The sequence below is a fragment of the Nostoc favosum CHAB5714 genome (assembly GCF_020829495.1).
Lineage (GTDB): Bacteria > Cyanobacteriota > Cyanobacteriia > Cyanobacteriales > Nostocaceae > Nostoc > Nostoc favosum.
In genome coordinates, this window is record NZ_JAIVFQ010000041.1 from 19,556 (window position 1) to 41,567 (window position 22,012).

Annotated in this window: 20 protein-coding genes and 1 pseudogene; 9 read left to right on the forward strand and 12 right to left on the reverse strand. The window is 42.7% G+C overall.

The window, feature by feature from the left end:
- Positions 1-370 precede the first annotated feature (370 nt).
- A complete protein-coding gene (gene groL / locus LC586_RS22920) occupies positions 371-2,056 on the reverse strand; it encodes a chaperonin GroEL (RefSeq protein ID WP_229486971.1) in 1,686 nt (561 codons plus the stop codon).
- A gap of 157 nt (positions 2,057-2,213) precedes the next feature.
- Here groL and LC586_RS22925 point away from each other — a divergent pair, with 157 nt between their 5' ends.
- The gene (locus LC586_RS22925) at positions 2,214-3,296 is read left to right on the forward strand and encodes an MraY family glycosyltransferase (protein WP_229486972.1); all 1,083 of its coding nucleotides are present in this window, start codon (positions 2,214-2,216) and stop codon (positions 3,294-3,296) included.
- A gap of 63 nt (positions 3,297-3,359) precedes the next feature.
- Here LC586_RS22925 and LC586_RS22930 read toward each other — a convergent pair whose 3' ends face one another.
- The 3 genes from LC586_RS22930 to fabG form a co-directional block, all read right to left on the reverse strand.
- Positions 3,360-4,178, reverse strand: coding sequence for an Rpn family recombination-promoting nuclease/putative transposase (locus tag LC586_RS22930; protein ID WP_229486973.1), 819 nt, complete (start codon positions 4,176-4,178; stop codon positions 3,360-3,362).
- Positions 4,168-4,266: a DUF2887 domain-containing protein gene (locus tag LC586_RS22935; protein ID WP_229486974.1), complete on the reverse strand. Its 99-nt coding sequence runs from the start codon at positions 4,264-4,266 to the stop codon at positions 4,168-4,170. The genes LC586_RS22930 and LC586_RS22935 overlap by 11 nt, the downstream gene beginning before the upstream one ends.
- 82 nt (positions 4,267-4,348) lie before the next feature.
- Positions 4,349-5,095 (reverse strand): 3-oxoacyl-[acyl-carrier-protein] reductase, encoded by a 747-nt coding sequence (gene fabG / locus LC586_RS22940; RefSeq protein WP_229486975.1) that lies wholly within the window; start codon positions 5,093-5,095, stop codon positions 4,349-4,351.
- A 619-nt stretch (positions 5,096-5,714) separates the two neighbouring features.
- Between fabG and trxA the strand changes: the two genes are divergently transcribed.
- The gene (gene trxA, locus LC586_RS22945) at positions 5,715-6,032 is read left to right on the forward strand and encodes a thioredoxin (RefSeq protein WP_109007859.1); all 318 of its coding nucleotides are present in this window, start codon (positions 5,715-5,717) and stop codon (positions 6,030-6,032) included.
- A 214-nt stretch (positions 6,033-6,246) separates the two neighbouring features.
- A complete protein-coding gene (locus LC586_RS22950; RefSeq protein ID WP_229486976.1) occupies positions 6,247-6,411 on the forward strand; it encodes a hypothetical protein in 165 nt (54 codons plus the stop codon).
- Between the two features lie 639 nt (positions 6,412-7,050).
- Here the strand turns inward: LC586_RS22950 and LC586_RS22955 are convergent.
- From LC586_RS22955 to LC586_RS22970, 4 genes and pseudogenes are all read right to left on the reverse strand, one after another.
- A complete protein-coding gene (locus LC586_RS22955) occupies positions 7,051-8,970 on the reverse strand; it encodes an iron uptake porin (protein ID WP_229487001.1) in 1,920 nt (639 codons plus the stop codon).
- Positions 8,971-9,563: 593 nt separating this feature from the next.
- Positions 9,564-10,076, reverse strand: a complete 513-nt coding sequence (locus LC586_RS22960) for a hypothetical protein (RefSeq protein WP_229486977.1) — start codon at positions 10,074-10,076, stop codon at positions 9,564-9,566.
- A 271-nt stretch (positions 10,077-10,347) separates the two neighbouring features.
- Positions 10,348-10,470: pseudogene (locus tag LC586_RS22965) on the reverse strand (ferritin-like domain-containing protein); the annotation flags it as partial.
- Positions 10,471-10,560: 90 nt separating this feature from the next.
- A complete protein-coding gene (locus LC586_RS22970) occupies positions 10,561-12,450 on the reverse strand; it encodes a S9 family peptidase (RefSeq protein ID WP_229486978.1) in 1,890 nt (629 codons plus the stop codon).
- 170 nt (positions 12,451-12,620) lie between these two features.
- On the opposite strand from LC586_RS22970, the gene LC586_RS22975 reads away from it, so the two are divergent.
- On the forward strand, positions 12,621-13,076 hold the full coding sequence (locus LC586_RS22975) for a hypothetical protein (RefSeq protein ID WP_229486979.1): 456 nt from the start codon (positions 12,621-12,623) through the stop codon (positions 13,074-13,076).
- A gap of 115 nt (positions 13,077-13,191) precedes the next feature.
- Here LC586_RS22975 and LC586_RS22980 read toward each other — a convergent pair whose 3' ends face one another.
- Positions 13,192-14,637 carry a RecQ family ATP-dependent DNA helicase gene (locus LC586_RS22980; protein ID WP_229486980.1) on the reverse strand — a complete coding sequence of 482 codons (1,446 nt, stop codon included), beginning with the start codon at positions 14,635-14,637 and terminating at the stop codon, positions 13,192-13,194.
- A gap of 511 nt (positions 14,638-15,148) precedes the next feature.
- Between LC586_RS22980 and LC586_RS22985 the strand changes: the two genes are divergently transcribed.
- The 4 genes from LC586_RS22985 to LC586_RS23000 all read left to right on the forward strand — a co-directional run bounded on the left by LC586_RS22985 (position 15,149) and on the right by LC586_RS23000 (position 18,647).
- The gene (locus LC586_RS22985; protein WP_229486981.1) at positions 15,149-15,517 is read left to right on the forward strand and encodes a hypothetical protein; all 369 of its coding nucleotides are present in this window, start codon (positions 15,149-15,151) and stop codon (positions 15,515-15,517) included.
- A 2-nt stretch (positions 15,518-15,519) separates the two neighbouring features.
- The gene (locus tag LC586_RS22990; RefSeq protein WP_306423280.1) at positions 15,520-15,696 is read left to right on the forward strand and encodes an HNH endonuclease; all 177 of its coding nucleotides are present in this window, start codon (positions 15,520-15,522) and stop codon (positions 15,694-15,696) included.
- 497 nt (positions 15,697-16,193) lie between these two features.
- The gene (locus tag LC586_RS22995; protein WP_229486982.1) at positions 16,194-16,931 is read left to right on the forward strand and encodes an RNA methyltransferase; all 738 of its coding nucleotides are present in this window, start codon (positions 16,194-16,196) and stop codon (positions 16,929-16,931) included.
- A 174-nt stretch (positions 16,932-17,105) separates the two neighbouring features.
- Positions 17,106-18,647: a serine hydrolase gene (locus LC586_RS23000; protein ID WP_229486983.1), complete on the forward strand. Its 1,542-nt coding sequence runs from the start codon at positions 17,106-17,108 to the stop codon at positions 18,645-18,647.
- A 107-nt stretch (positions 18,648-18,754) separates the two neighbouring features.
- Here the strand turns inward: LC586_RS23000 and tnpA are convergent, their stop codons facing one another.
- Complete coding sequence (tnpA, locus tag LC586_RS23005) at positions 18,755-19,162, reverse strand: IS200/IS605 family transposase (RefSeq protein ID WP_229486984.1); 408 nt, start codon at positions 19,160-19,162, stop codon at positions 18,755-18,757.
- 172 nt (positions 19,163-19,334) lie between these two features.
- Here tnpA and LC586_RS23010 point away from each other — a divergent pair, with 172 nt between their 5' ends.
- The gene (locus tag LC586_RS23010; RefSeq protein ID WP_229486985.1) at positions 19,335-19,559 is read left to right on the forward strand and encodes a hypothetical protein; all 225 of its coding nucleotides are present in this window, start codon (positions 19,335-19,337) and stop codon (positions 19,557-19,559) included.
- Here LC586_RS23010 and LC586_RS23015 read toward each other — a convergent pair.
- On the reverse strand, positions 19,551-20,504 hold the full coding sequence (locus LC586_RS23015; protein ID WP_229486986.1) for a DNA-methyltransferase: 954 nt from the start codon (positions 20,502-20,504) through the stop codon (positions 19,551-19,553). The two genes, LC586_RS23010 and LC586_RS23015, sit on opposite strands and share 9 nt — an antisense overlap.
- Before the next feature lie 214 nt (positions 20,505-20,718).
- The gene (gene dprA, locus LC586_RS23020; RefSeq protein WP_229486987.1) at positions 20,719-21,834 is read right to left on the reverse strand and encodes a DNA-processing protein DprA; all 1,116 of its coding nucleotides are present in this window, start codon (positions 21,832-21,834) and stop codon (positions 20,719-20,721) included.
- Between the last annotated feature and the right edge of the window lie 178 nt (positions 21,835-22,012).

Sequence of the window (22,012 nt, forward strand, 5' to 3'; positions counted from 1 at the left end):
TAGTGGCTAATAACCGTTTACATGTAATTTTACAAAAACTAATACAAATACGGCAATTTCTAGATTAAGTAATTATTTAGGTTGCTAACTTGGTCATCAGCATTTTGTTGGTAGTGAGTTGTATTTAGAACTAACCACTGAAAAGTTTCATAATTACAGCTATTTTTAGTTGTAAGGGCACAGCATTGCTGTGCCCCTACGATAGGTGTGGTTTTAATAGATGAAAACTGCTGTAAGTTTATTTACGTTCAGTGAGTTACCAGCAATACAGATAACATATTGCTTCTGAATCAGCAATGGTAAGTATAAAAAAACAGTTTGCCTTAGTAAGACAAACTGCTAAAAAAATATTTATCTGGGTGAGCAGAAGTTAGAACATGCCGCCCATGCCGCCCATGCCACCCATACCGCCCATACCGCCCATGCCGCCCATGCCGCCCATACCGCCCATATCAGGGGCAGCAGCTGCGGATTTCTTCTCCGGCTTTTCAACAACGATCGCTTCGGTGGTTAAGACCAAACCAGCAATGGAACCAGCGTTTTGCAAAGCTGAACGCACGACTTTGGCAGGGTCGATAATACCAGCAGCAATCAAGTCTTCAAATTCACCAGTAGCGGCGTTGTAGCCAATGTTGAAGTCGCTATCCCGAACTTTCGAGACGATCACAGAACCTTCAGCACCAGCGTTGTCTGCTATTTGGCGCAAGGGGGCTTCTAGCGCTCGTTCGACAATATCAGCCCCAATTCTTTCTTCGTCATTTTGTAGGGTCTTTTTAATCTCTTCTACCTTCTTAGCTAAGTGAATTAGAGTTGTCCCACCACCAGGAACAATACCTTCTTCCACAGCAGCTTTAGTAGCGTTCAGCGCGTCTTCAATCCGCAGTTTACGGTCTTTGAGTTCGGTTTCGGTTGCCGCACCCACTTTAATCACTGCCACACCGCCAGCGAGCTTGGCGATGCGTTCTTGCAGTTTTTCTTGATCGTAGTCAGAATCGGTTTCTTCCAACTGTCTGCGAATTTGACCAATCCGCTTTTGTACTTCTGGCTTAGTGACACTGCCAGCTACAATTGTGGTGCTTTCTTTGTCAATGGTGATTTTGCGGGCAGTTCCCAGTGCTTCTAGAGAAGCGGTATCTAGACTTAAGCCGATTTCTTCAGAAATCAACTGTCCATCGGTGAGAATAGCAATATCTTCTAACAAAGCTTTGCGGCGATCGCCAAACCCAGGTGCTTTAATTGCAGCCACAGCAAGTACACCCCGCGCTTTGTTCACTACCAAAGTTGCCAAAGCATCACCTTCAACATCTTCAGCGATGATCAGCAAGGGCTGACCAGAACGGGCGACTTTTTCCAACACCGGCACTAAATCTTGGATGCTGCTGATTTTTTTGTCAGTAACCAAGATCCGGGCGTTTTCAAATTCCACGATTTGCCGCTCGTTGTTGGTGACGAAGTAGGGAGAAATATAACCCCTGTCAATCTGCATCCCCTCAACTACTTCTAGTTCAGTTGTGAGAGATTTAGATTCTTCAACGGTAATTACACCATCTTTGGTGACTTTTTCCATTGCTTGAGCTAACATTTGGCCAACTTCTTCATCGTTACCAGCAGAGACAGTAGCAACTTGAGCGATCGCACTTCCTTCTACTGGCTTGGCTATCTTGGCAATTTCTAGTACCAATGCCTCAATAGTTTTGTCGATCCCGCGCTTCAAACTAACTGGGTTACTACCTGCCGCGACGTTCTTCAAACCTTCCCGAATCAAGGCTTGTGCTAAAACAGTGGCGGTGGTAGTACCATCCCCAGCGACATCTTTAGTTTTTGAGGCTACTTCCTGGATGAGTCTTGCACCAGTATTTTCCAAAGGATCTTCTAATTCAATTTCCTTGGCAACAGTGATACCATCGTTGACAATTTGAGGTGCGCCAAATTTTTTCTCTAAAAGGACATTGCGACCTTTGGGCCCCAAGGTGATTTTTACGGCATCGGCAAGGGCGTTAACACCCCTTTCTAGAGATCGCCGCGATTCCTCGTCAAATGCAATAATTTTCGCCATGTTTTATTTCTCTAGCGCTTCCATTAGACAATTTAGCACTCACAGCGCCAGAGTGCTAATCTCTCAAGCGGCTCAAGTTACAAATGGAAATAAAAAAATTGATTAATATACAGGTGATGCTCATATTACATACAGGCAGTAATGCTTGAATTGGGAGATGAATCTAGACAACTCCCTTAAGTCCCTCGGTATTGCCGACCCTAGCGGCACCGGCTGGTTGGCGGTAGTATTTACGTTTCTTTTGGCTTGCCTTGTAACGTGGCGTTTAATTCCGACAGTACGCAAATTCGCCTTGCGGGTAGGTTGGGCTGACCAACCCAACGCACGGCGGCTCAACCGAGAACCTTTACCCAATGCAGGGGGGCTGGCTATCTACGCGGGTGTGATTGCCGCCCTGGTTTTAGCTAGCCTGTTACGACCTATCGAACTCCAAAACGTATTGGCTCAGGTGCTCACTATTCTGTTGGGAGGTTCGATATTAGTCCTTGTGGGCTTTATCGATGATCAGTTCGGCTTACCGCCCTCTGTTCGTTTGTGGACGCAAATTCTCACGGCACTTTTACTGGTAGCTAATGGTATCAGTATTCATGTCATGTTTGGCACTCCCATAGACTCGCTCCTGTCTACGTTGTTAACAGTACTTTGGGTAGTAGGAATTACCAACGCCATCAACTTGATGGATGGTATGGATGGTTTGGCGGGAGGAATCAGCTTTATTACTGCCATGAGTTTGTTAGGCGTTGCAGCCCAATTTAACAATCGTGCAGCAGCAATTTTGGTATTAGCAGCCTTGGCAGGTGCTGCACTGGGCTTTTTACGTCACAACTTTCACCCCTCGCGGATCATTATGGGTGATGCCGGAGCATACTTTTTCGGCTATGTATTGGCGGCAACCAGTATTTTAGGTAGACTGCAACAAAATACAGTTTATGCACTAATTCCCACGGTTTTATTTCTGTTGTTGCCAGTACTAGACACGACTCAAGTATTTGTGCGACGGCTATTAGCAGGAAAGAACCCCCTCAGTACTCCAGGCAAAGACCACCTGCACCACCGTTTACTTGCTTGGGGACTCTCCCAGCGCCATGCTGCGTTCACACTTTGGTCAATTACTTTAATTTTCAACTTGCTGGCTATGAGAATACAAGGCATGAGTTTGGCTGTGATGCTGACTACCGCCAGTAGCATTATCATTCTTTTGGGTTTTACTATCTGGCAAAGGATACGCCAACAGCCTTAGTTGCTTGTAGGGTGAGCATTGCAATGCTAGCCCTACTATGGTTTTATTTAGTCCACCAAAAATTCAAGCTTGAGTTAGATTCTGTTGCAACCAAACAACTAAATCTCCTTCTGTGGAAAAATCTAACAGTGCCTCGGCTAGATTTTCAAGCTGTTCAATAGATAACTGGCTGATACGCTCTTGCAATTGCGGACTCAAATTACCAATGCGTCGTCGCAGCAGACGCATGACTACCTCTAGAGTCTGTTCTTGCCTGACTTCATCACGGACTTCTTCAATGATTTCATCACGGACTTCCTCAATGATTTCATCACGGACTTCTTCATAAATTCTAGTAGTTTTGATATCAAAATTACCGAGTCCAAACATTTTTATCAACTCCTGACGACTGATACGCGGTAGTTTGTACACTACAATTGTTTCTATTAAATCTAGCACTTTTTTTTGAAGTGCTTTATCGCTCACTTCTGAACGTGTCTTTGTAATCAAACTTTTGACTAATAAAGGAGTTTGTTTTTTATTTACAACTACTAATTTGATGATACCAACTCCCAAGGAATGTTCAGTTACTTCTCCAAGCTCGTTTAAATATAGCCTCGTTACCAGTTGGCTTTCTAGTAAGACTCGATAAGGTTGTACTTGGGTTGGTTCAAGGCTGCGGCGAGGGAATATAACTACTGCTCGCCAATCTGTAGTAGGTGCGTAAAGTCGTAAATACAGAAATATTTCTGAAAATAAACGAGCGTAAAATTCGTTATCTTTTTGAAATTGAACCTCCACAAAGTAAATCGGCTGACTACTAGTATCAGCAACAGGAAGAAAGACTCCATCAATGCGAAATGCTGTTTGCTTTAATTCTACTGAAGCGAAATTAATATGCATTTGCTTCTGATGCTTGCAGATTAATTAATTCAAAAAAAGCACTGGGAAAAGTTTGAAATAAACGATAAAAAATAGAGTCTGTTTTCATAATTAGTTTGTCAAGCTTGATTTAATCAGTTCGTAGTTAGCGCTAAAACGCCAACTACGAATAATCGTTACCCCTCAACTATTTAAGCCATTACCATGCCGCCATCGACGTTAAAAACTTGTCCGGTGATGTAGGTGGCGGCGGGATCGGCAGCGAGGAAACGCACCATTCCAGCGACTTCTTCTGGCTGACCGAAACGACCGAGTGGAATGTATTTGAGAATATCTTCGGGGTTGTTGAGATCGCTGGTCATGTCGGTGGCGATGAATCCAGGGGCGACGGCGTTAACGGTGATCCCGCGAGAAGCAAGTTCTTTGGCAACGCTTTTGGTGAAGCCGATTACACCTGCTTTGGCGGCGCTGTAGTTTGACTGGCCTGGATTACCCATTTGCCCAGCAACGGAGGTAATGTTAATAATTCGCCCCGATCGCTGCTTGAGCATGATTTTACTGACGGCGCGTGTACATAAGAAAACACCAGTTAGATTAAGGTCTATCACAGCTTGCCAATCTTCTGGCTTCAAACGCAAAAGCAGCGTGTCGCGGGTAATACCTGCGTTGTTGACTAAGATATCCACACGGCTAAACTTTTCCATGACGGCGTTCACTAGTGCGTCTACTTGATCGCCTTTAGAAACATCAGCTTGGATAGCGATCGCCTGACCTCCCGCAATTATAATTTCTGTAACAACTGCCTCAGCTGCTGCACTCGAACTGGCATAATTTACAACTGCGATCGCTCCTTGTGAGGCTAATTCAATTGCGATCGCTCGTCCAATCCCTCGTGATGCACCTGTGACAATTGCGACTTTATCTTGTAATAGTGTCATTTAATGTTCCTCAATCTTAGAAATACCGCGCTAATTATCTTATGGTGATTTAGGGAACATCTGAATATTGTCTGGATAAATAAATATCTATACTTATTTCTCTATTAATAGATGAATAACTTGAAGCAATATATTGCTGATTTAACTAGTTCCGTGGGTTTAAGTCCCCCGGTTCAATAAAAATTTTGTTTTGTGTTGGGGTTAAATCCCCATTACAAAACAAAATTTACTGTCTTCGCAGCGGGGCGAAGCCCATTACGAATTACGAATTACGAATTATTTCATTTATAGCTTCGACGCCTAATAGCCCATCGTAAACATCGCCCGATTGGATACACTAGAAAGCGTTGCAGCTATGAGCGTCGTAGACATCACTTTCCTGAATGCCTGTATAGTTAGTTATTTGCTTGGTCAGGATAGGTTTAAATACATATTTAATGCATATACACAAACCAGAGTAATATACGTATTTTATTATAATTATTTAAGATTCTTTGCTGGTAAATCAGTCTATATTGACTAATTTAATCCTTTCCCAACAAAAAACTATGAACCTATACCGCTTTTATTTTCTAAGAATTACTATTGAAACAAACAATTGAAAATCGGTGTGTGTCACATGGCAACTAAAAAGCAATTTAACAGCTTTGAAGAGATGCTGTCTGCTTCTGATGTACCTGTATTAGTAGATTTTTACGCTGACTGGTGTGGCCCATGCCAGATGATGGTGCCAATTTTAGAGCAAGTCAATGCCCAACTTAAGGATCGCCTGCGGATTGTCAAAATCGACACGGAAAAATACACAGATTTGGCTACTCAGTATAAAATTGCCGCTCTACCAACCTTAGTACTATTTAAGCAGGGTCAGCCTGTGGATCGGATAGAGGGAGTGATGCAAGCACCGCAGTTGGTGCAATATCTACAAACAAAGGTTTAAGCTAACACTTAAAATTTGGATTTTAGCTGTCAGAGGCGCGGAATATCGCGTCTTTTTTAGTGGGGTAGCACAGCTTGTAGCCTTACGAATTACCGTGTAAAATCTTAAGTAAATATTAATCATATCTACTTATACGTCTAGAGAAAGTAGTTTATAAATTGAGATAGCTATATTGTATAGATATAACAAAATATCTTGACAAATAAAGCAATATATGAATTATAAGCAGGAAAGACCTAACAAAGCCTATATTTGGGTGAATATTGATTTTGATAAAGTTAAACATAGAATAGATGCGGTGACTTGCCAGATTGAGCGGGTTATACAAAAGCACCAAATTTCAAATCAAACTGGTAAATCAGGCAAAAGAAATAATTAGGTTATCTGTAGAGCAATGTCTACGATGAGCTACACCTAGACAGTTTATTTTTATTGTAGCGTAGACCTAGCCCGCACTTCTGTACCAGACGCTGCGCGTAGCTTGCTTCCACGAAGTAGTACGGCAAAGCTTAGTGACTAGCGTCGGCATCGCAACAGTTTTGCACAACAGGTTTTGGGCAAAGCGACTATATTTTTGTCAAACACTAAATAATATTATTCGATAATCGCCCACCGAATTTATACTTATTTATTAGTTATTATTTTATCCTCGACACTCCTTTTCAGGAGTGTTATTTTCGGGAGGATATCTGCTTGCTAATTTAATACGGTTCACTTAGCGCCAAAAACCTTTCAGGGTTTACGCAAAAACTCTCCGAAACTCTTATTTCTTTGTGTGCTTTGCGCCCTTTGTGGTTCGTTGTTTCTTAATTTATTTTGGCTAAGTCTTGTCCTTAACTGAACCGTATTGCTTACTAATTATGCTGTGAAAGAATGTGAAGAAATCATGGGATGGCTAGAGGTCTTGTTAAACAATTTGAAGGTGCAGCTAAGAAGGTTGTAAGAGAAAGCAGTAAAGAAATAGCTACCTTGTTTGATAATGTTTTTGCTACGTCAGCCGCTCCCTACTCCCAATCTCTTAAAACGTAAAAGTAGTGCGAAGTACACCTACAGTCGTAGTCTCATTGTTACTGTTACCTTCTGGGTTAAACAGAATAAACGCACCAGGCGTAATACTGATATTATCGCTAACTTGAAGGCGGTAATAGCCTTCTAAATGGTAAGGAGTCGCCCGATTCTCGCCTGTGGGGGTAAGTTGAGCAGAACCACCAGTATCAGTACGGAAAAGAGGCTGACCAAAAATAATCCCAGCAGTGTTCCCAGACTTGAATAAATCTCTGAAGTGAACTCCCGCCATCCAACTTGTAAAGGTGGTGGAAGCATTCACGCTATTTGAAGCAGCATCAACAAATAGTGCTGCACCGTAGCCAGATAAGGCTATCTTGGGAGACAATCGCCATGTTAGCGTACCCCCAACAGAGTTTAGTGTGACAGGTGTTCCAGGTGCAACCCCTGCTAAAGCACCGATATCACTACTAACTAATCCTGTACCCAAAATATTGATTTCGTGATAACTGTGAGCATAGTTTAAACCAATATCCAGAGCGGAACTTGGCTTGAAGGTTAACTGTGTGGCAATAACACTACTACCACTAAATAAACCTGCTCCCAAAGGTGTAGTAGAAACTCCTGGTAGTGCCTCAGTAGCAGATTTTTGGGTTAAATTGGCATTTGGATTGCCGTATAAAGCTCTTAAATCCAAATTTGGCGAAATGTTAAAAATAAATCCCGCCGCCGATGCTAAACCAGTACCCGAAGTCCCACCAGAAATCCGTACCACAGGATTCAAGCCGGCAAAACGAGATATTGACTCTTGTCCTTCACCATAAAAAGGCGTAATTGCTGGGAAAGCATCTGATGTTTCCGCCGCAGTTCCCCCAAATAAGGTTAATTTATTAGCGACGGGAAAGATATACAGCAATTTGTAAACCTGAACACTGTTTGCGCCAACACCCGACAAAGTATTGACATTTAACCCCGGAAATTGCGGCTCAAAACTGGTACGGGCGCTACTTGCACTTAAAAGCGGCGCAGCTAATCCTAAACTTTGTTGCAGGCTACCCTGTCCATCGGTTCCACCCAAAAAGTTATAGGCTTGCAATCCAGTAATTAATAAATCTTTACCAGTAAAGCTAGTGGTGAGATTTAACCGCACTCTATTGACTAGGATGATGTTCGGGTCACTGTCATTAGGAGCGCCGCCGCTAGCACCAACACCAGCAATAATTACCTCTCCATTAAGTTTAGTAGTCGTAGAAAACTGATTTGCTTCTAGTTCTGCTGTGCGAGCTTCTACAGCATCTACTCGACCCCGCAATGTTGCCAATTCTGCCGCAAATTGTTCTTGTAGTTTCTGCAACGTGGCTAAATCTTCTTTCTTGACCAAATCACCAGTTGCAGTCGCAATCAGTTCGTTGATTCGCTCTAAACAAGCATTTAAGCCAGCAGCAAATTCATAGCGAGTCATTGCCCGATTACCGCGATAGGTTTGATTGGGATAACCTGCGATACAACCATAGCGCTCGACTAAAGATTGGAGTGCCTGAAAAGCCCAATCAGTCGGCTGTACATCAGACAATTGGGATACGGATGTTACTTGTGCAAGTTTGTATGAGGTTGGAGATGAACTTGCAGATTGTGGGATGATTGGCTGCCAAAAGTTAACCGCAAAATCTACTCCTAAATCTTGATTTTTTTGCTGTTGATTGATTGAGGGTAAATTTTTTTGAATTTCATTAGCTATCAGCAATTTACTGGAGATATTTTTTGCTAAATTGCTTTGATTAGAATAATTATTTTCATAGCTGCCATCATCTTGATTAACAGCTACGTTTTTATCTGCAATTTCTAAACTAGGAAGGGCTTGCACAGGTGATAACCCAGCAATTAAACATAAAAATCCCATCCCACTAGCAGAAGCTAGTAGATATTTTGCCATCATAACTCCCAACACCTATAAAATAGTGAAAAAATCAATTGCGATTTTCAAATGGATTGATAAGTAAATTTAAAGTAGATTTAGCAAGAGAATCTTGTTAACTTTAAATTTTTGATATCAGGTTTTTTTCTGAATTGACTTACCAGAACATCAGCTTATATCGCAAGTATTAAATTATAGTAAATACTATTTTTGGAAAGAATTAACAATAATTGATATTAAAAGTTTTTATAGCTTTCAATAAATAATATTGAGATTTTTTATAATTACTCTATCAATCCTAAATGGGTTGTGAACAGTACGTTCTGTACAATGCTTGATTTATAAGCCTTCCAAATTTTCTCTGTTCAAATATAAAATTGGATTGCTATATTGACAAAATAATAATTACATAAGTCTGATTTTGTGATAAGGAATATAGATATTGAGCCGAGGATTTCGGCTCAATACCTACCAAAGAATAATTTACTCAAAAAAAAATTAAGAGACTGCGATCGCTGATCGATTTGGGTGCAGGTAAGATCAGGAGCAAAATGGTGTAAATAACTGCATATTGTAGTCTACAATTTCTCTGATTGAGATACTTCAAGAATTCAATCCCACCAATAGGAAACAATGACTCCATCACAATCCTGCTGAACATCTTCACCCCATAGCCCTCCTTCCAATCTAGTTCTGAGTCGGCGCTTAAGCCGCAAACCGTAGTCTTCATTCGTGCCATCACTTACCTCTACTGAATCAGCTCGCCACTTTTTGCCCAAGTCTAAAAGCTCAGACACTTTTATGTCTTGGTTCTCTGTCAGGATATACAACGTATCGGCAGGATAAGCAATGAAATGGATGATGCTGGTTTCAGGCATGGGGCGATAGTTCGCCATTGCAAGCAGGGTATCGACCATACCACCAAAGCTTAAACCGTTTTCATCTGGTGCAAAGATTGGTTTTGTGAACAGAAAGCTTGCCCATAAATTTTTGTGGCTAGAAAGGTCAGTAATCACTTCTTCGCCATCAAACTCATTGAACCGACGCTGCCAAACCAAGGCAGCAAACAGTTCTTGAGGAGAATAGGATTTCGCAATCGATTGGATTTTGGCTAAGTCAAGCATCACATTTACAGTAAGTAATATTTTTAACAAAACATTTGTAACTACCCTTGCAGTTTATTTACCCAGTGGCTGCTATTCTTATAGTTACTTCGGTCTGTCATAGCAGATAGATTATCCTCAATAATGTTTCATTTATTAGCGCTCATATACCATCGTGGTAATGTGGGTGCTTTTACTTTATCGCTCATGGCAAAAATCCGGTTTAATTTTGAGGCGATGTCTGGTGTTTGGTACACTAACTGACACTGAAGCTTTAACTTGACCAAAACGGCGATCGCGTTTTGATCAGCGTCCGTCCAATTCGCATCAACCCAGTATCAGGGAAAGTCCAGACTCCAAATCCCCAGAATTTGGTTGTATGGTTGATTTCATCCTGTGCTAATTCCTCTAGAACATAAAGTGAAATGGTATAAGGTCTAAGTTTCTCCAATATTTGCCGCCAAAAGGTGGTCAGTGAATTACACTAACCACCATGCGTGAAACTTTATCTAACAATTCCTGAGTGACCGGGGATATCTGCCAAAGGTTCAAATCTGCCACCTAAGTATTTGGCGAGAAACTCCTCTGCGATCGCAAAAAAGTGCAGCCGATTTTCTGGTCTGGCAAAACCATGTCCTTCATCAGTGTAAAGTGCATATTGTACTGGCAAACCAGCCTGCTGCATTGCATTGACAATTTGATCGCTTTCTGATTGTTTCACTCGCGGATCATTTGCACCTTGACCGATAAGTAAAGGTTTTTGAATTCGGTCAGCAAAGAATAAAGGCGATCGCGATTTCAAAAATTCCTCTTCTGTCTCCAAGTTACCGACACGATGATAAAGCATTACCTTCAATGGTTCCCAATAAGGCGGTATAGTTTCTATCAAAGTAATCAGGTTACTTGGCCCCACAATATCCACACCAGCCGCAAAGATTTCTGGTGTAAAAGTTAACCCTACTAAAGTGGCGTAACCACCATAAGAACCGCCCATAATCGCAATCTTTTGCGGATCGGAAATGCCTTTTTCTACTAACCAATTCACGCTGTCAATCAAATCGTCGTGCATTTTGCCAGCCCATTCTCGATTTCCAGCATTCAAAAATGCTTTACCGTAGCCTGTGGAACCGCGAAAGTTCACTTGCAGAACAGCATAACCCCGGTTAGCTAGCCATTGCGTTGTGGGAGAGAAACCCCAAGTATCCCGCGCCCAAGGGCCACCATGAACCAGGAGTACTGTTGGTAGATTCTGAGTAGGTATTCCCACAGGAGTTGTCAGGTAACTGTGGATAGTTAAGCCATCCCGCGCTTCGTAAGAAATCGGTTGCATTGAAGCTAACTGCAACGTTTCGAGTTTCGGTTGGTTACTAAAAAGGAAGGTGTTAGTTTTTGACTCTCGGTTGTAGGCATAGTAATAAACTGGGCCATTGTCAGTTCTATAAGCTAAAGCCCAAGTTTTATCTTCCAAGTCGCGGCTAATTATAGAGAATTCTCCAGGACGCACCTTAGCGATTTCCTCAAAATCTGCGGCGATACTCTGGTCAATTACTTGCCATTCCTGTTTATCTTTGTAGAAAGAAACTGCTTGGATAATTCGCCTCAGTGGCTGAATGATTATCCCCACAACATCATACTGCTGGTCTTCAGCAATGACAGTTTCTTGACGGGTGTCTAAGTCAACAGCTAGCAGACGTTTGGCGTTAGCATCGTGATTCCCTTGAATATAAAGGGTTTTACCATCAGCCGAGAAACTTACAGAATTTCCTTCTTCCTGTGGCCCCCAGTGGCGAAGAATTTCCCACTGTTTATCTGGCGTTTTCTGCAATAAGAGGTCGTAACCACCATCGGCTGTGCTAGCTGTCGCTGCACGTATTTGGAAATCAGCGTCAGATGTCCAACTGATAATGTTACCGGGGTTGTCAGTGTCGAACTCCACAGCACCATTTTTTAAGTTGATGCGGTAAACGTCAAACTTTTGGGGATTGTTCAAGTTCAAAGCTACCAGCACTTGATCTGGAAATTTGGGTTCTAGTTCCACGAGTTCGGCTTTTACACCCTGGAATGGCGTTAAGTCACGCACAATCTTGGAGTGAATATTAACCAAGTGGAGGTGAAAGTTCTCGTCGCCATCCGAGTCTTGCATATAAATCAACTGGTCGGCGTTATAAGTCCAGAAGAAAATGCGGATACCGCGTTTTTTGTCGGCAGTTAGTATCTGGTCGTCTTCTTGTCCTACAGTTCGCAACCAAACCTGCAAGACATTTTTCTTATCAGGGGCAATATATGCCAAGTACTTGCCATCAGGCGAGAGTTGCGGGCTGGTTTTTTCGGGATTCCCAAACAGAATTTCGCGCGGAATTAGCGGTGGTAGAGAGAGCGCTTGAGCAGATGACATATTTTCATCCTCTACTTGACTTCCCTATTGTCACTTGGTTATGAAAATGACAATTCATCCTATTGGGTGAACCTACCTGGAGAATATAAACCTCTTGCGAAAATCCTTGACCCGCCAGGGACTCAAGTCCCAGGCTAATAGCAAAAGTCCGTTTAAACGGACTAAGATTATTGTTATTAGTCGGTTTAAACCGACTTGAGCTATTAGCCCGAAAATTTATTTTCGGGCGGATGTTCGACTTTTGCAAGAGGTCTAATGTAAATGAGTCTTTTATACTCGCCGATGAGTCTTTAATACTCGTGAATGAGTCTTTTATATTCGCCGACGAGTCTTTGATACTTGCCGATGAGTCTTTTATACTCGTGAATGAGCCTTTGATACTCGTGAACGAGTCTTTTATACTCGCCGACGAGCCTTTGATACTCGTGAATGAGTCTTTTATACTCGCCGACGAGTCTTTTATACTCGCTGACGAGTCTTTTATACTCGCTGACGAGTCTTTGATACTCGCTGACGAGTCTTTGATACTCGCCGACGAGTCTTTGATACTCGCCGACGAGTCTTTTATACTCGTGATATCATGTCCGCTTGATTACTTATTAAACCCGAAGAACCCCACCCCTTAATCCCCTCCCCGCAAGCGGGGAGGGGAGACAAAGCGTAGCTTTGGCGGGGTGGGGTGGAATGACTGTGGGAATCATAACTAATTATGCGGACATGATATGAACCAGTCTTTGATACTCATTGACAGCAATTATCGCAATGTCCGCAACGCAAGTTAGCAGCTTCTTTGTCAAAACCAAAGGCATTTAACAAAAACTGCCAACGACACTGCTTAGTTGTCAGGTATTGATGCATCTGTTTAGCAGCGTGTAATTGGGTTGGTGGTTGATTTCCGGCTTTTTGAGCAATGGTGTAATGAAAAGGATCAAGCCAGTTTAGCTGACCGTTGCTGTGGAGTAAAGCTAGCGCCGTAGCACCTTCAGGAAATTGTCGCGTTACTGCATTCACTTCTCCCTGTTTTGGTAATTTTTTCACAAGTTGCTGCGCTATTTGTTGTTGCGATCGCATTTTTTCTTGAAAAAACTCCTGTCTTTGCTTATCCTCTGGATCTAACCATCCCGTAGGTTCACTTACTAATGTCAGTGCTTCGGCCGGTTTCCCATCCCTTCCAGCCCGACCAATTTCTTGCACATATTCAGATAACAAATGTGGTGCGTGAAAGTGGGCAACCCACCTGACATTGCTTTTATTAATCCCCATGCCAAACGCACAGGTACAAACCACAAAGGGTATTTTATCACTTAACCAACTTGCTTCCACTGCACGGCGTTCTGTTGCACCCAATCCCGCATGATAACTAGCTGTTGCATAACCCATGTCTGCTAACCATTCGGCTAAATCTTCGCTATCTCTCCTAGTGCGAACATAAATTAACCCCGATTGTTGCGGTCTATTTTGAATAAACTTTAATAATTGTTGTTTCCTACCTCGTGGTGTCCAAGCAATGCGAACGCTGGGATGCAAATTAGGACGGTAGGGATTCAAGCGGAAAATCTCTGGTTGCTGTAATTGTAAAACTGTTTGAATAATTTTTTGCGCTAACGGGTCAGCAGTCGCGGTAAAAGCGGCGATGCTGATTGTTGTTCCCGGTGGTTTTGATTTTAGCAATGCAGGACGCACAGCCCCTAATCTGCGATAAGCTGGGCGAAACGTGTCTCCCCACTGCACTAAACAATGGGCTTCATCCAAAATTAAGCCATTAATTTGCAATTGCGGCTGACATAATCTTTCCCACACTGGCGCACTTAGCAAAGTTTCTGGGGATAAATAAAGTAATCTTAGCTGTTGACGTTCTAAAGCTTGCAGAGTTGCACGGCGTTGAGATGAAGGTAATTCACTATGCAAAAGTGCAGCTTTTTGATTGCTTTGTAATAGTTCCTGAACTTGATTTTCCATCAACGCCACCAAGGGCGAAACTACTAAGGTTAATCCTGTTTGTAACAGTGCAGGAAGTTGAAAACAAATCGATTTTCCTCCACCTGTGGGCATAATAATCAGCGCATCTTTTTGTGCCAATAAACTGCTGACAATTTCTCCTTGTGGCGGACGGAAATCTTCATAACCCCAGATTTTTTTAAACGTAGCGAGAACTTCCTGCCAAGATTTTATTGTAGGCTGATCCATAATCAATAGTAGATACACTTATAACTTTGAAAATTGAATATAGCCTCTGTTATCCAGCTAATGGTTCAGTAATTTCATCATCTCAGGTTGCAACCCACTGACTAAAAGAATGAATTAGAACTAATTTAGGACTTACTCAAAACTAGACGCGCTCAGGGGCAATTCATGAATTGCCCCTACCTAATACCATTTCACTTTAATAATGATACAAATACGTTGGTAGGGGCATGGCAATGCCATGCCCCTACGAGATATCTATATGATATATCAGGATTTTCGTGAATTGGTATAAAAATCATAGTTTTCGGCTATTGTTTGCGTAATTACTGTAATTTTTACAAATAAAAGAGAGGGCAGAAGGCACGTATGAAATTAGTCATTGCTACTAATGACTAATGACTAATGACCAATGACTAATGACTGATATTACATTAGAGTGAGTAATATTGATTTGATGCTTGTTCTACCACCTTTACAATGGTGAGAAGGACACACTTCAGAAAAGCGCACCATGCCGAGAATTACCCTGGAAGTATCAGAGGAACTATCTCAACAACTAGCACAAGTAGGCGATGCCTTGCGGCAAGCCACTTCGTGTCTACGCTTACCTGAACTACTTGCTTTGAGCCTCCAACAACCAGCTGTACCAGCACAAGTTTACCGATATATCCTAGATTTTTTGGCCAGCAATCCCACTCCTGAACAAATTGCTGAATTTAAACCTACTCCCGAAATGCAAGAACGGTTGCGTACTTTGCTAGCACGCAGTAACGCAGGTGAACTCACACCCACGGAGTTGAAAGAACTAGATGAATATGAACGTATTGAACATTTAGTTGGGATGATTAAAGCAGGTAACTTATCTTATTTGACCAGTTGACCATGAGTACAACCTATATTCCGGTTGTTCTTCGCCGACTAATAGAAGAACGCGCAAACTACAGATGTGAATATTGCCAGTTACCCGCAGGAGTTGCCTTTTTTCCCCATGAAATTGATCATGTTATTGCCCAAAAGCATGGCGGTGCAACTGATGCTGATAATTTAGCCCTCATATGATGTCCGGGTAATTAACCATAATAACCGGAACCCCACCCCGCAAAAGCTGCGCTTTAGCTCCCCTCCCCGCAAGCGGGGAGGGGTTGGGGGTGGGGTTCTTTTATTATGTATGGGTGATTTGGCGGACATGATATCACCTGCTGGCGATGTAACCGTCATAAAGGCACTGACTTAGGCTCGTTTTTTCCAGAAACAGGGGCTTTTAGCTTTCTCTTCAACCCACGTACCCAGAAATGGGATGAACACTTCACCTTTTCAGAACTAAATCTAGTAGGATTAACGCCTCCAGGACGTACAACAACGATTAGATTGCTACAAATAAATAGCGACGAACGACTAGCCCAACGCCGGAGAATGCGCTGAGTAATTGTTTATCACACCTGCCGTAGGCATTCACCTGCAAAGTTAGAATGATGTCATGTTACTTTTCAGCAGAACATAACAATGCTGAGAATTAGCCTAAAAATATCATTTGGTGCGATCGCAGGAGGCAAAAAATGGGCTTGGCTGGATTAAGAATTGTGTTGGTAGAGCCAGCTGGGCCGATAAATATCGGAGCGATCGCCAGGGTAATGAAAAATTTCGGGCTATATAATTTAGTATTAGTGAACCCCCAATGCGATCCGCTATCGACGGAAGCTTTGATGATGGCTGTTCATGCTCAGGAAATTATAGAATCTGCGATATTAGTGCCGACTTTACCAGAAGCATTGCATGGATGTGTACGGGCGATCGCTACCACTGGTCGCGTTCGGAGTTGGGAAACACCCTTAGAAAACCCCCGCACTGCACTACCCTGGTTACTGGAGGAACCAGAAAAACCCGCAGCACTGATTTTTGGCAGGGAAGACCGGGGATTAAGCAATGAAGAATTAAATTATGCACAGAGGTTTGTTGGCATTCCCACGAGTCCAGATTATGTAGCCCTAAATTTGGCTACCGCCGTAGCAATCTGCTGTTATGAATTGTCACAATGTACCCAGCCTGACACTAAAACCTTAACCCAAACTGAACTCGCCCCCTTAGATGTTGTGGAAGGATACTATCAGCAATTAGAATCATTATTATTAAAAATTGGTTATGTATATCCCCATACGGCAGCTAGTCGGATGGAAAAATTCCGCCAAATATATAATCGCGCTCACCTGAAAACAGGCGAAGTATACATGCTGCGAGGGATTTTGCAGCAGGTAGAATGGGCCCTTAAAAACCAAAGGGATGGTGAAAACTTGTAATTATTTGTTTAATATATACGCACTCATCTCCCAAAATATTTAATATGGCTTAAACTAAACACAAAAATGCTACTTAGTGGCAAAGTGGAATTTGAGTATTAATATTTGCTTAAAGATTAAGTTTTGGGTTAGGAGTCTGCAAGAAAACAGCCAAGTGGGTCACAAGGAGTAACTGTGTCAGAGTCAAGTGACGAACTAACAGCTTTCTCGCGGCGTCAACCCTTAAATCGCCGCCAGCCGCCACAAAAAGTTCAAAAAGTGGTAAAGAAGAAAGTTAAAGCTAACAACCAGCAGCAACCTGCGAATGGACGAGAAGCGGCGCTAACACGCCCAAAAAATCCGATCAGTCCTCCCCCAATCCCCGGTGCTACACGTAGGGTAAAATCGGGGTTAGTCATGCCAACGGCAGTAAAACCAATACCTAGTGTCAAGGGCAAAATTCCTCCCTTTCGACCAGGTGCTGTGATGGTGAAAACAGTGCGGATGGAAAAGCCAAAAAGAGGCCTGCGTTCATCGCCCAAGACACGGTTAAAACCAATGGCCAAAACCTTGTTGTATATTGTGCGGTTGTTAATTGTGGGTGTTGGCATGGGTGCAATTGTTGGCACAGCATTGTCAGTATTAGACCCCGCTAATCGCATCAGCACAACTTCTGCGCCGCAATCTAATAGTAATGTGACGCAAGAGCAGCCACAACCTACCCAAACTCCCCCACTTGCAGCTTCGAGTCTGTACTTATCCCAGGAAATTAGCTCTTTGAAAAGTGCTGTGCAAAATTTGGCGGCGACCAACCCAAATCTTACACCCGGAGTTTTCTTATTAGATTTAGATACTGGTAATTATGTAGATGTCAATGGCTCTAGCACTTTTCCGGCGGCTAGCACAATTAAAGTGCCGATTTTGATTGCCTTTTTTCAGGATGTGGACGCGGGGAAAATTCGCCTTGATGAAATGCTGACCATGCAACAGAATATGGTTGCTGGCGGTTCGGGAACTCTGCAACGCCAACCAGCCGGAACCCAGTACGCCGCTCTGGAAGTCGCCACAAAAATGATTACCGTCAGTGATAACACGGCGACAAATATGCTGATTGCGCGACTGGGAGGAATAGACGCCTTAAACCAGCGTTTCCGCACTTGGGGATTAACAACCACAACAATTCGTAATCAACTCCCGGATTTGCAAGGGACAAACACCATTACTCCGAGGGAATTGGGGAATTTGATGGCTATTGTGAGTCAGGGAAATTTAGTGAGTATGCCATCACGCGATCTCATGCTCGATATCTTGCGTCGCACCCAGAGAGACACTCTGCTACCATCCGGTTTGGGAACAGGCGCAAGAGTATACCACAAAACGGGCGATATTGGTACTATGCTGGCAGATGCAGGTTTAGTTATTGTTCCAACTGGCAAACGCTACATAGCCTCTGTCATGGTACAACGCCCCAATAATGACCCTCGCGCCGAAAAATTGATTAGCTCAATTTCTAGTGTTACTTACCAAGAATTTAGCCAAAATGCTGTCATACCCAACAGTAGCACAAGCATAATACCCACAAATGGTTATCAGCCCCCTGTTGTAAGTCCTGCTTTACCTAACAATACAACGGGCACTGTACCCATGAGCGTTTATCAGCCTCCTGTCGTGAGTCCTGTACCCGCAAACGGTTATCAATCTCCAGCGATCAATCCCCAGTATTATCCCCCAAGATAATTAATTTGGGATTTTTGAACGGATCGCGGCAGTCCCTACCCTCAACTCCTAGTAGGGTAGGGATTAGAGCGGGTTATTGGAACGAAGTGGAAATAACCTTTTCTATTTTATTCAGTTGGTGCATCTTGCTCTTTAATATATTGTTTTAATTTGTCAATCGGTGCGCCGCCACTTGAGGCAACATAATACGAGCTAGACCAAAACAAAGGTTTCCAATAAAACTTGTCGATATGATCCTTAAATTCTTTCCGAATAACCCTGCTGCTAGCAGATTTTAGGCTAGAAGTAAAGTCAGAAATGTTGTTATCTGGATGGTAATCTACCAACAAATGAACATGGTCTTGTTCACCTGAGAACTCCACCAAAATGCAATTAGTTTTAATGCAAATATTTGCAAAAATCTCGTGCATCCTCTCAAGGATTGGTTCAGTAATTACCTTTTTGCGATACTTGGTAATAAAAAGAAAGTGCAAGTGAATAGAGAAAACAGCGTGTGAACCTTTACGCGCAAGCATTTGACAAGCAGTCGTGTCTGATGTATTCTAACTAATATATCAGATTTTTGGAGGAAAAACGCACTGTGGCGACAAGACGAATGACCTTTCGGTTGTACCCAAATGAGAAAACTGAATCAATTTTACGGTATCATCGAAATGGCAGGGTCATAATCCCGAAGATACTTGGCTGATGGTATTTGTTTTTGATAGTAACCGTCCTAGTGACGCTGTTCAAGGTATTCAGCCAAAGCCCTTTCGTTTTATCAAGGTTATTGGTGCTAGCCTCACAAAAAATGATTGGTCATTCTCTGGACGTTCGGAAATTAGTCGCAGAACAATAACTGCCAGTGTTACTAAATCTGGATATCAAAAAATGATGTCCAATTGGATTTATCAAATTCCCAATCTACCATAGCGTTAATTGCAAGTCTGTAATATTTTGGGAAGGGATTTCTAAAGTTATCAAGTTAGGAATAGCAGTGCAACTCATCTCGTAATAATCTAAATTACGCTCAATACCAATGCAGCAAACACCAACAGCTTCCGCCGCCGCAACTGTCGAACCAGAACCCATAAAAGTATCAGCAATTATACCTTCACCTAAAGGCAGTGCAGCATAAACTACCTGACGTAAAAAAGACTGTGGTTTCAAACTTGGGTGATTTGCAATAGCTCGTTCCTTCTGAGGTGTCCTTTCACTGGCAATAACATCACCCAAAGGTGTACCATCTCTATTGCGTCTTAACCCTCCAGTTTGAAATTCTCGCAAACATTCGCTGAGTTTCATTCCTACTGGTATCGGCTTTCGTAAAATACCCCACGGCTCATAACATCCTCTGAGCATGGAAGACACATGAGGAAATTCATCTTCGGCATTTTTTGGGCGTAGCTTGCCGCCGCAGGCATCGCCACCACGAAGTGTTCTCACCAGGCGAATCAATTCTCCACGAAACTCTAAACCGCCCTCAACTAAAGCAGAGAAAACTAACTGGGAAAGAAATGCATTACTTGCTATAAAAACATGACCACCAGGGCGAAGTACACGTACCACTAGTTTTGCCCATTCTACAAAGAAATTTTTTAAAACTAGACGTTCTTTGGTACTAAGTGCTGTAAATCGTGGTAGAGGTGCGCGTTGATGTCCATCAAATGATGGTGGAATTCTCCAAATACCTCCATTTCCATTTGCTCTTTTTAGCAACTGGTCAAAATCATATTCTTTCACCCCGTAAGGGGGATCTGTAACTACTGCATGAATGCTATTTTCTGGTATTCTACTTAGCCACTCGAAACAGTCTGCATGCAAAATAACAGATTTACCTATATTTTCTACTTGGTATTCAAAAGCCCATTGATTCATGATTTTAAGTAATTTGTTTTTATATCAAAATTGTATTTTTATATTCCCATAAATCTGTTAGTTAAATCGCTAAAAACAAAGTTAAAAAGCTCAACTATACTATTACAGCAGATTTCAAGTTGGTGAGGTATACAAGCTCGCGTCTGTTACCCAGGTATAAAGCGTGTTTTACTCCTGAATTCTGAATTCTGAATTCTGCTGTATCTTTTAACTCTTAACTTTTTTGATAACGCATTCCTGGTAATTGCGAAACGAAACCCATAAGTTCCAACTGTAACAACGCACCGGAAACTGAACCAGCAGCCATGCCGGTTTGTTGCACAATAAAATCGAAAGGTAAAGCATCACTTGCGATCGCATCCATTACCGTTTGCAATTCCGGCGATAAAGTTGGCATTAACTGTTCTGGTGCTATGGAAGCCTCGACTGCATCAATTTGTGGTATTGCTCCCAGCATTGTTAATAGTTCATCTAATTCTTTGAGGATGAAAGAAGCTCCTTGACTCAGTAACTTTAAGCACCCTTGGGATGGATGATCGTCCAGTCTTCCAGGTAGTGCATAGACATCTCTACCAAATTCATTTGCGTAGGTAGCAGTAATTAGGGCACCAGATTTTAAAGGCGCTTCCATTACGAGGATAGCGCGGCTTAAACCTGCAATAATCCGGTTACGGCGGGGAAAGTGCTTGCGATCGGGTGGGGTTTTTGTGGGGTACTCACTCACGACTAACCCAGCCGTCAAAATCTGCTTGTACAAATCCCGATTTTTATGTGGATAGATAACATCTACACCAGTTCCCAAAACTGCGATCGTGCGTCCACCTGCTTTCATCGCGGCGATGTGGCTTTCTGTGTCAATTCCCTCTGCCATACCAGAAACAACTGTAAAGCCATTTTTAGCCAAAGCTGTACTAATTTGGCGAGTCCAACGGATACCGTATTCTGAGGGTTGGCGTGTTCCGACAATTCCAACCATCGGTTTTTGTCCGAGATTTTCTTGGAGTTCAACTTCACCGCGATAATACAAAATCGGCGGTGGACTCGGAGTTTCCAACAGTAAGCGGGGATAATCTGCATCTGCTGGTGTCCAGAAATGGGAATTTTCCTGCTGGTGCTTGGTGAATAGTTGTTCTGGGTGCAAACGCGATCGCTGTTGTACTACTTTTTCTAGTGTTTGAAAACCAAAACCTTCTACTTCTCCCAACTGTACCTTGGTAGCCTTCCAAGCTGTTGCCAACGTGCCAAAATGCTGTTGCAGCCGCCGCAGTAATACCGGGCCAATTCCCGAAATTTGCGCCCAAGCTAGCCAATATGCGCCTTCTTCTACCACGGTTTCATCCTCACTACTGGATTGAGTATTCCCAAATTGTGGTTGGATGTTGATATTAATGGAAAGTGGGGAGTGGGGAGTGGGGAGTAGGGGGCAGGGGGCAGGGGGAGCAGGGGAAGAATAATTAATGACTAATGACTAATGACTAATGACTAATGACTAATGACTAACCCCTTGA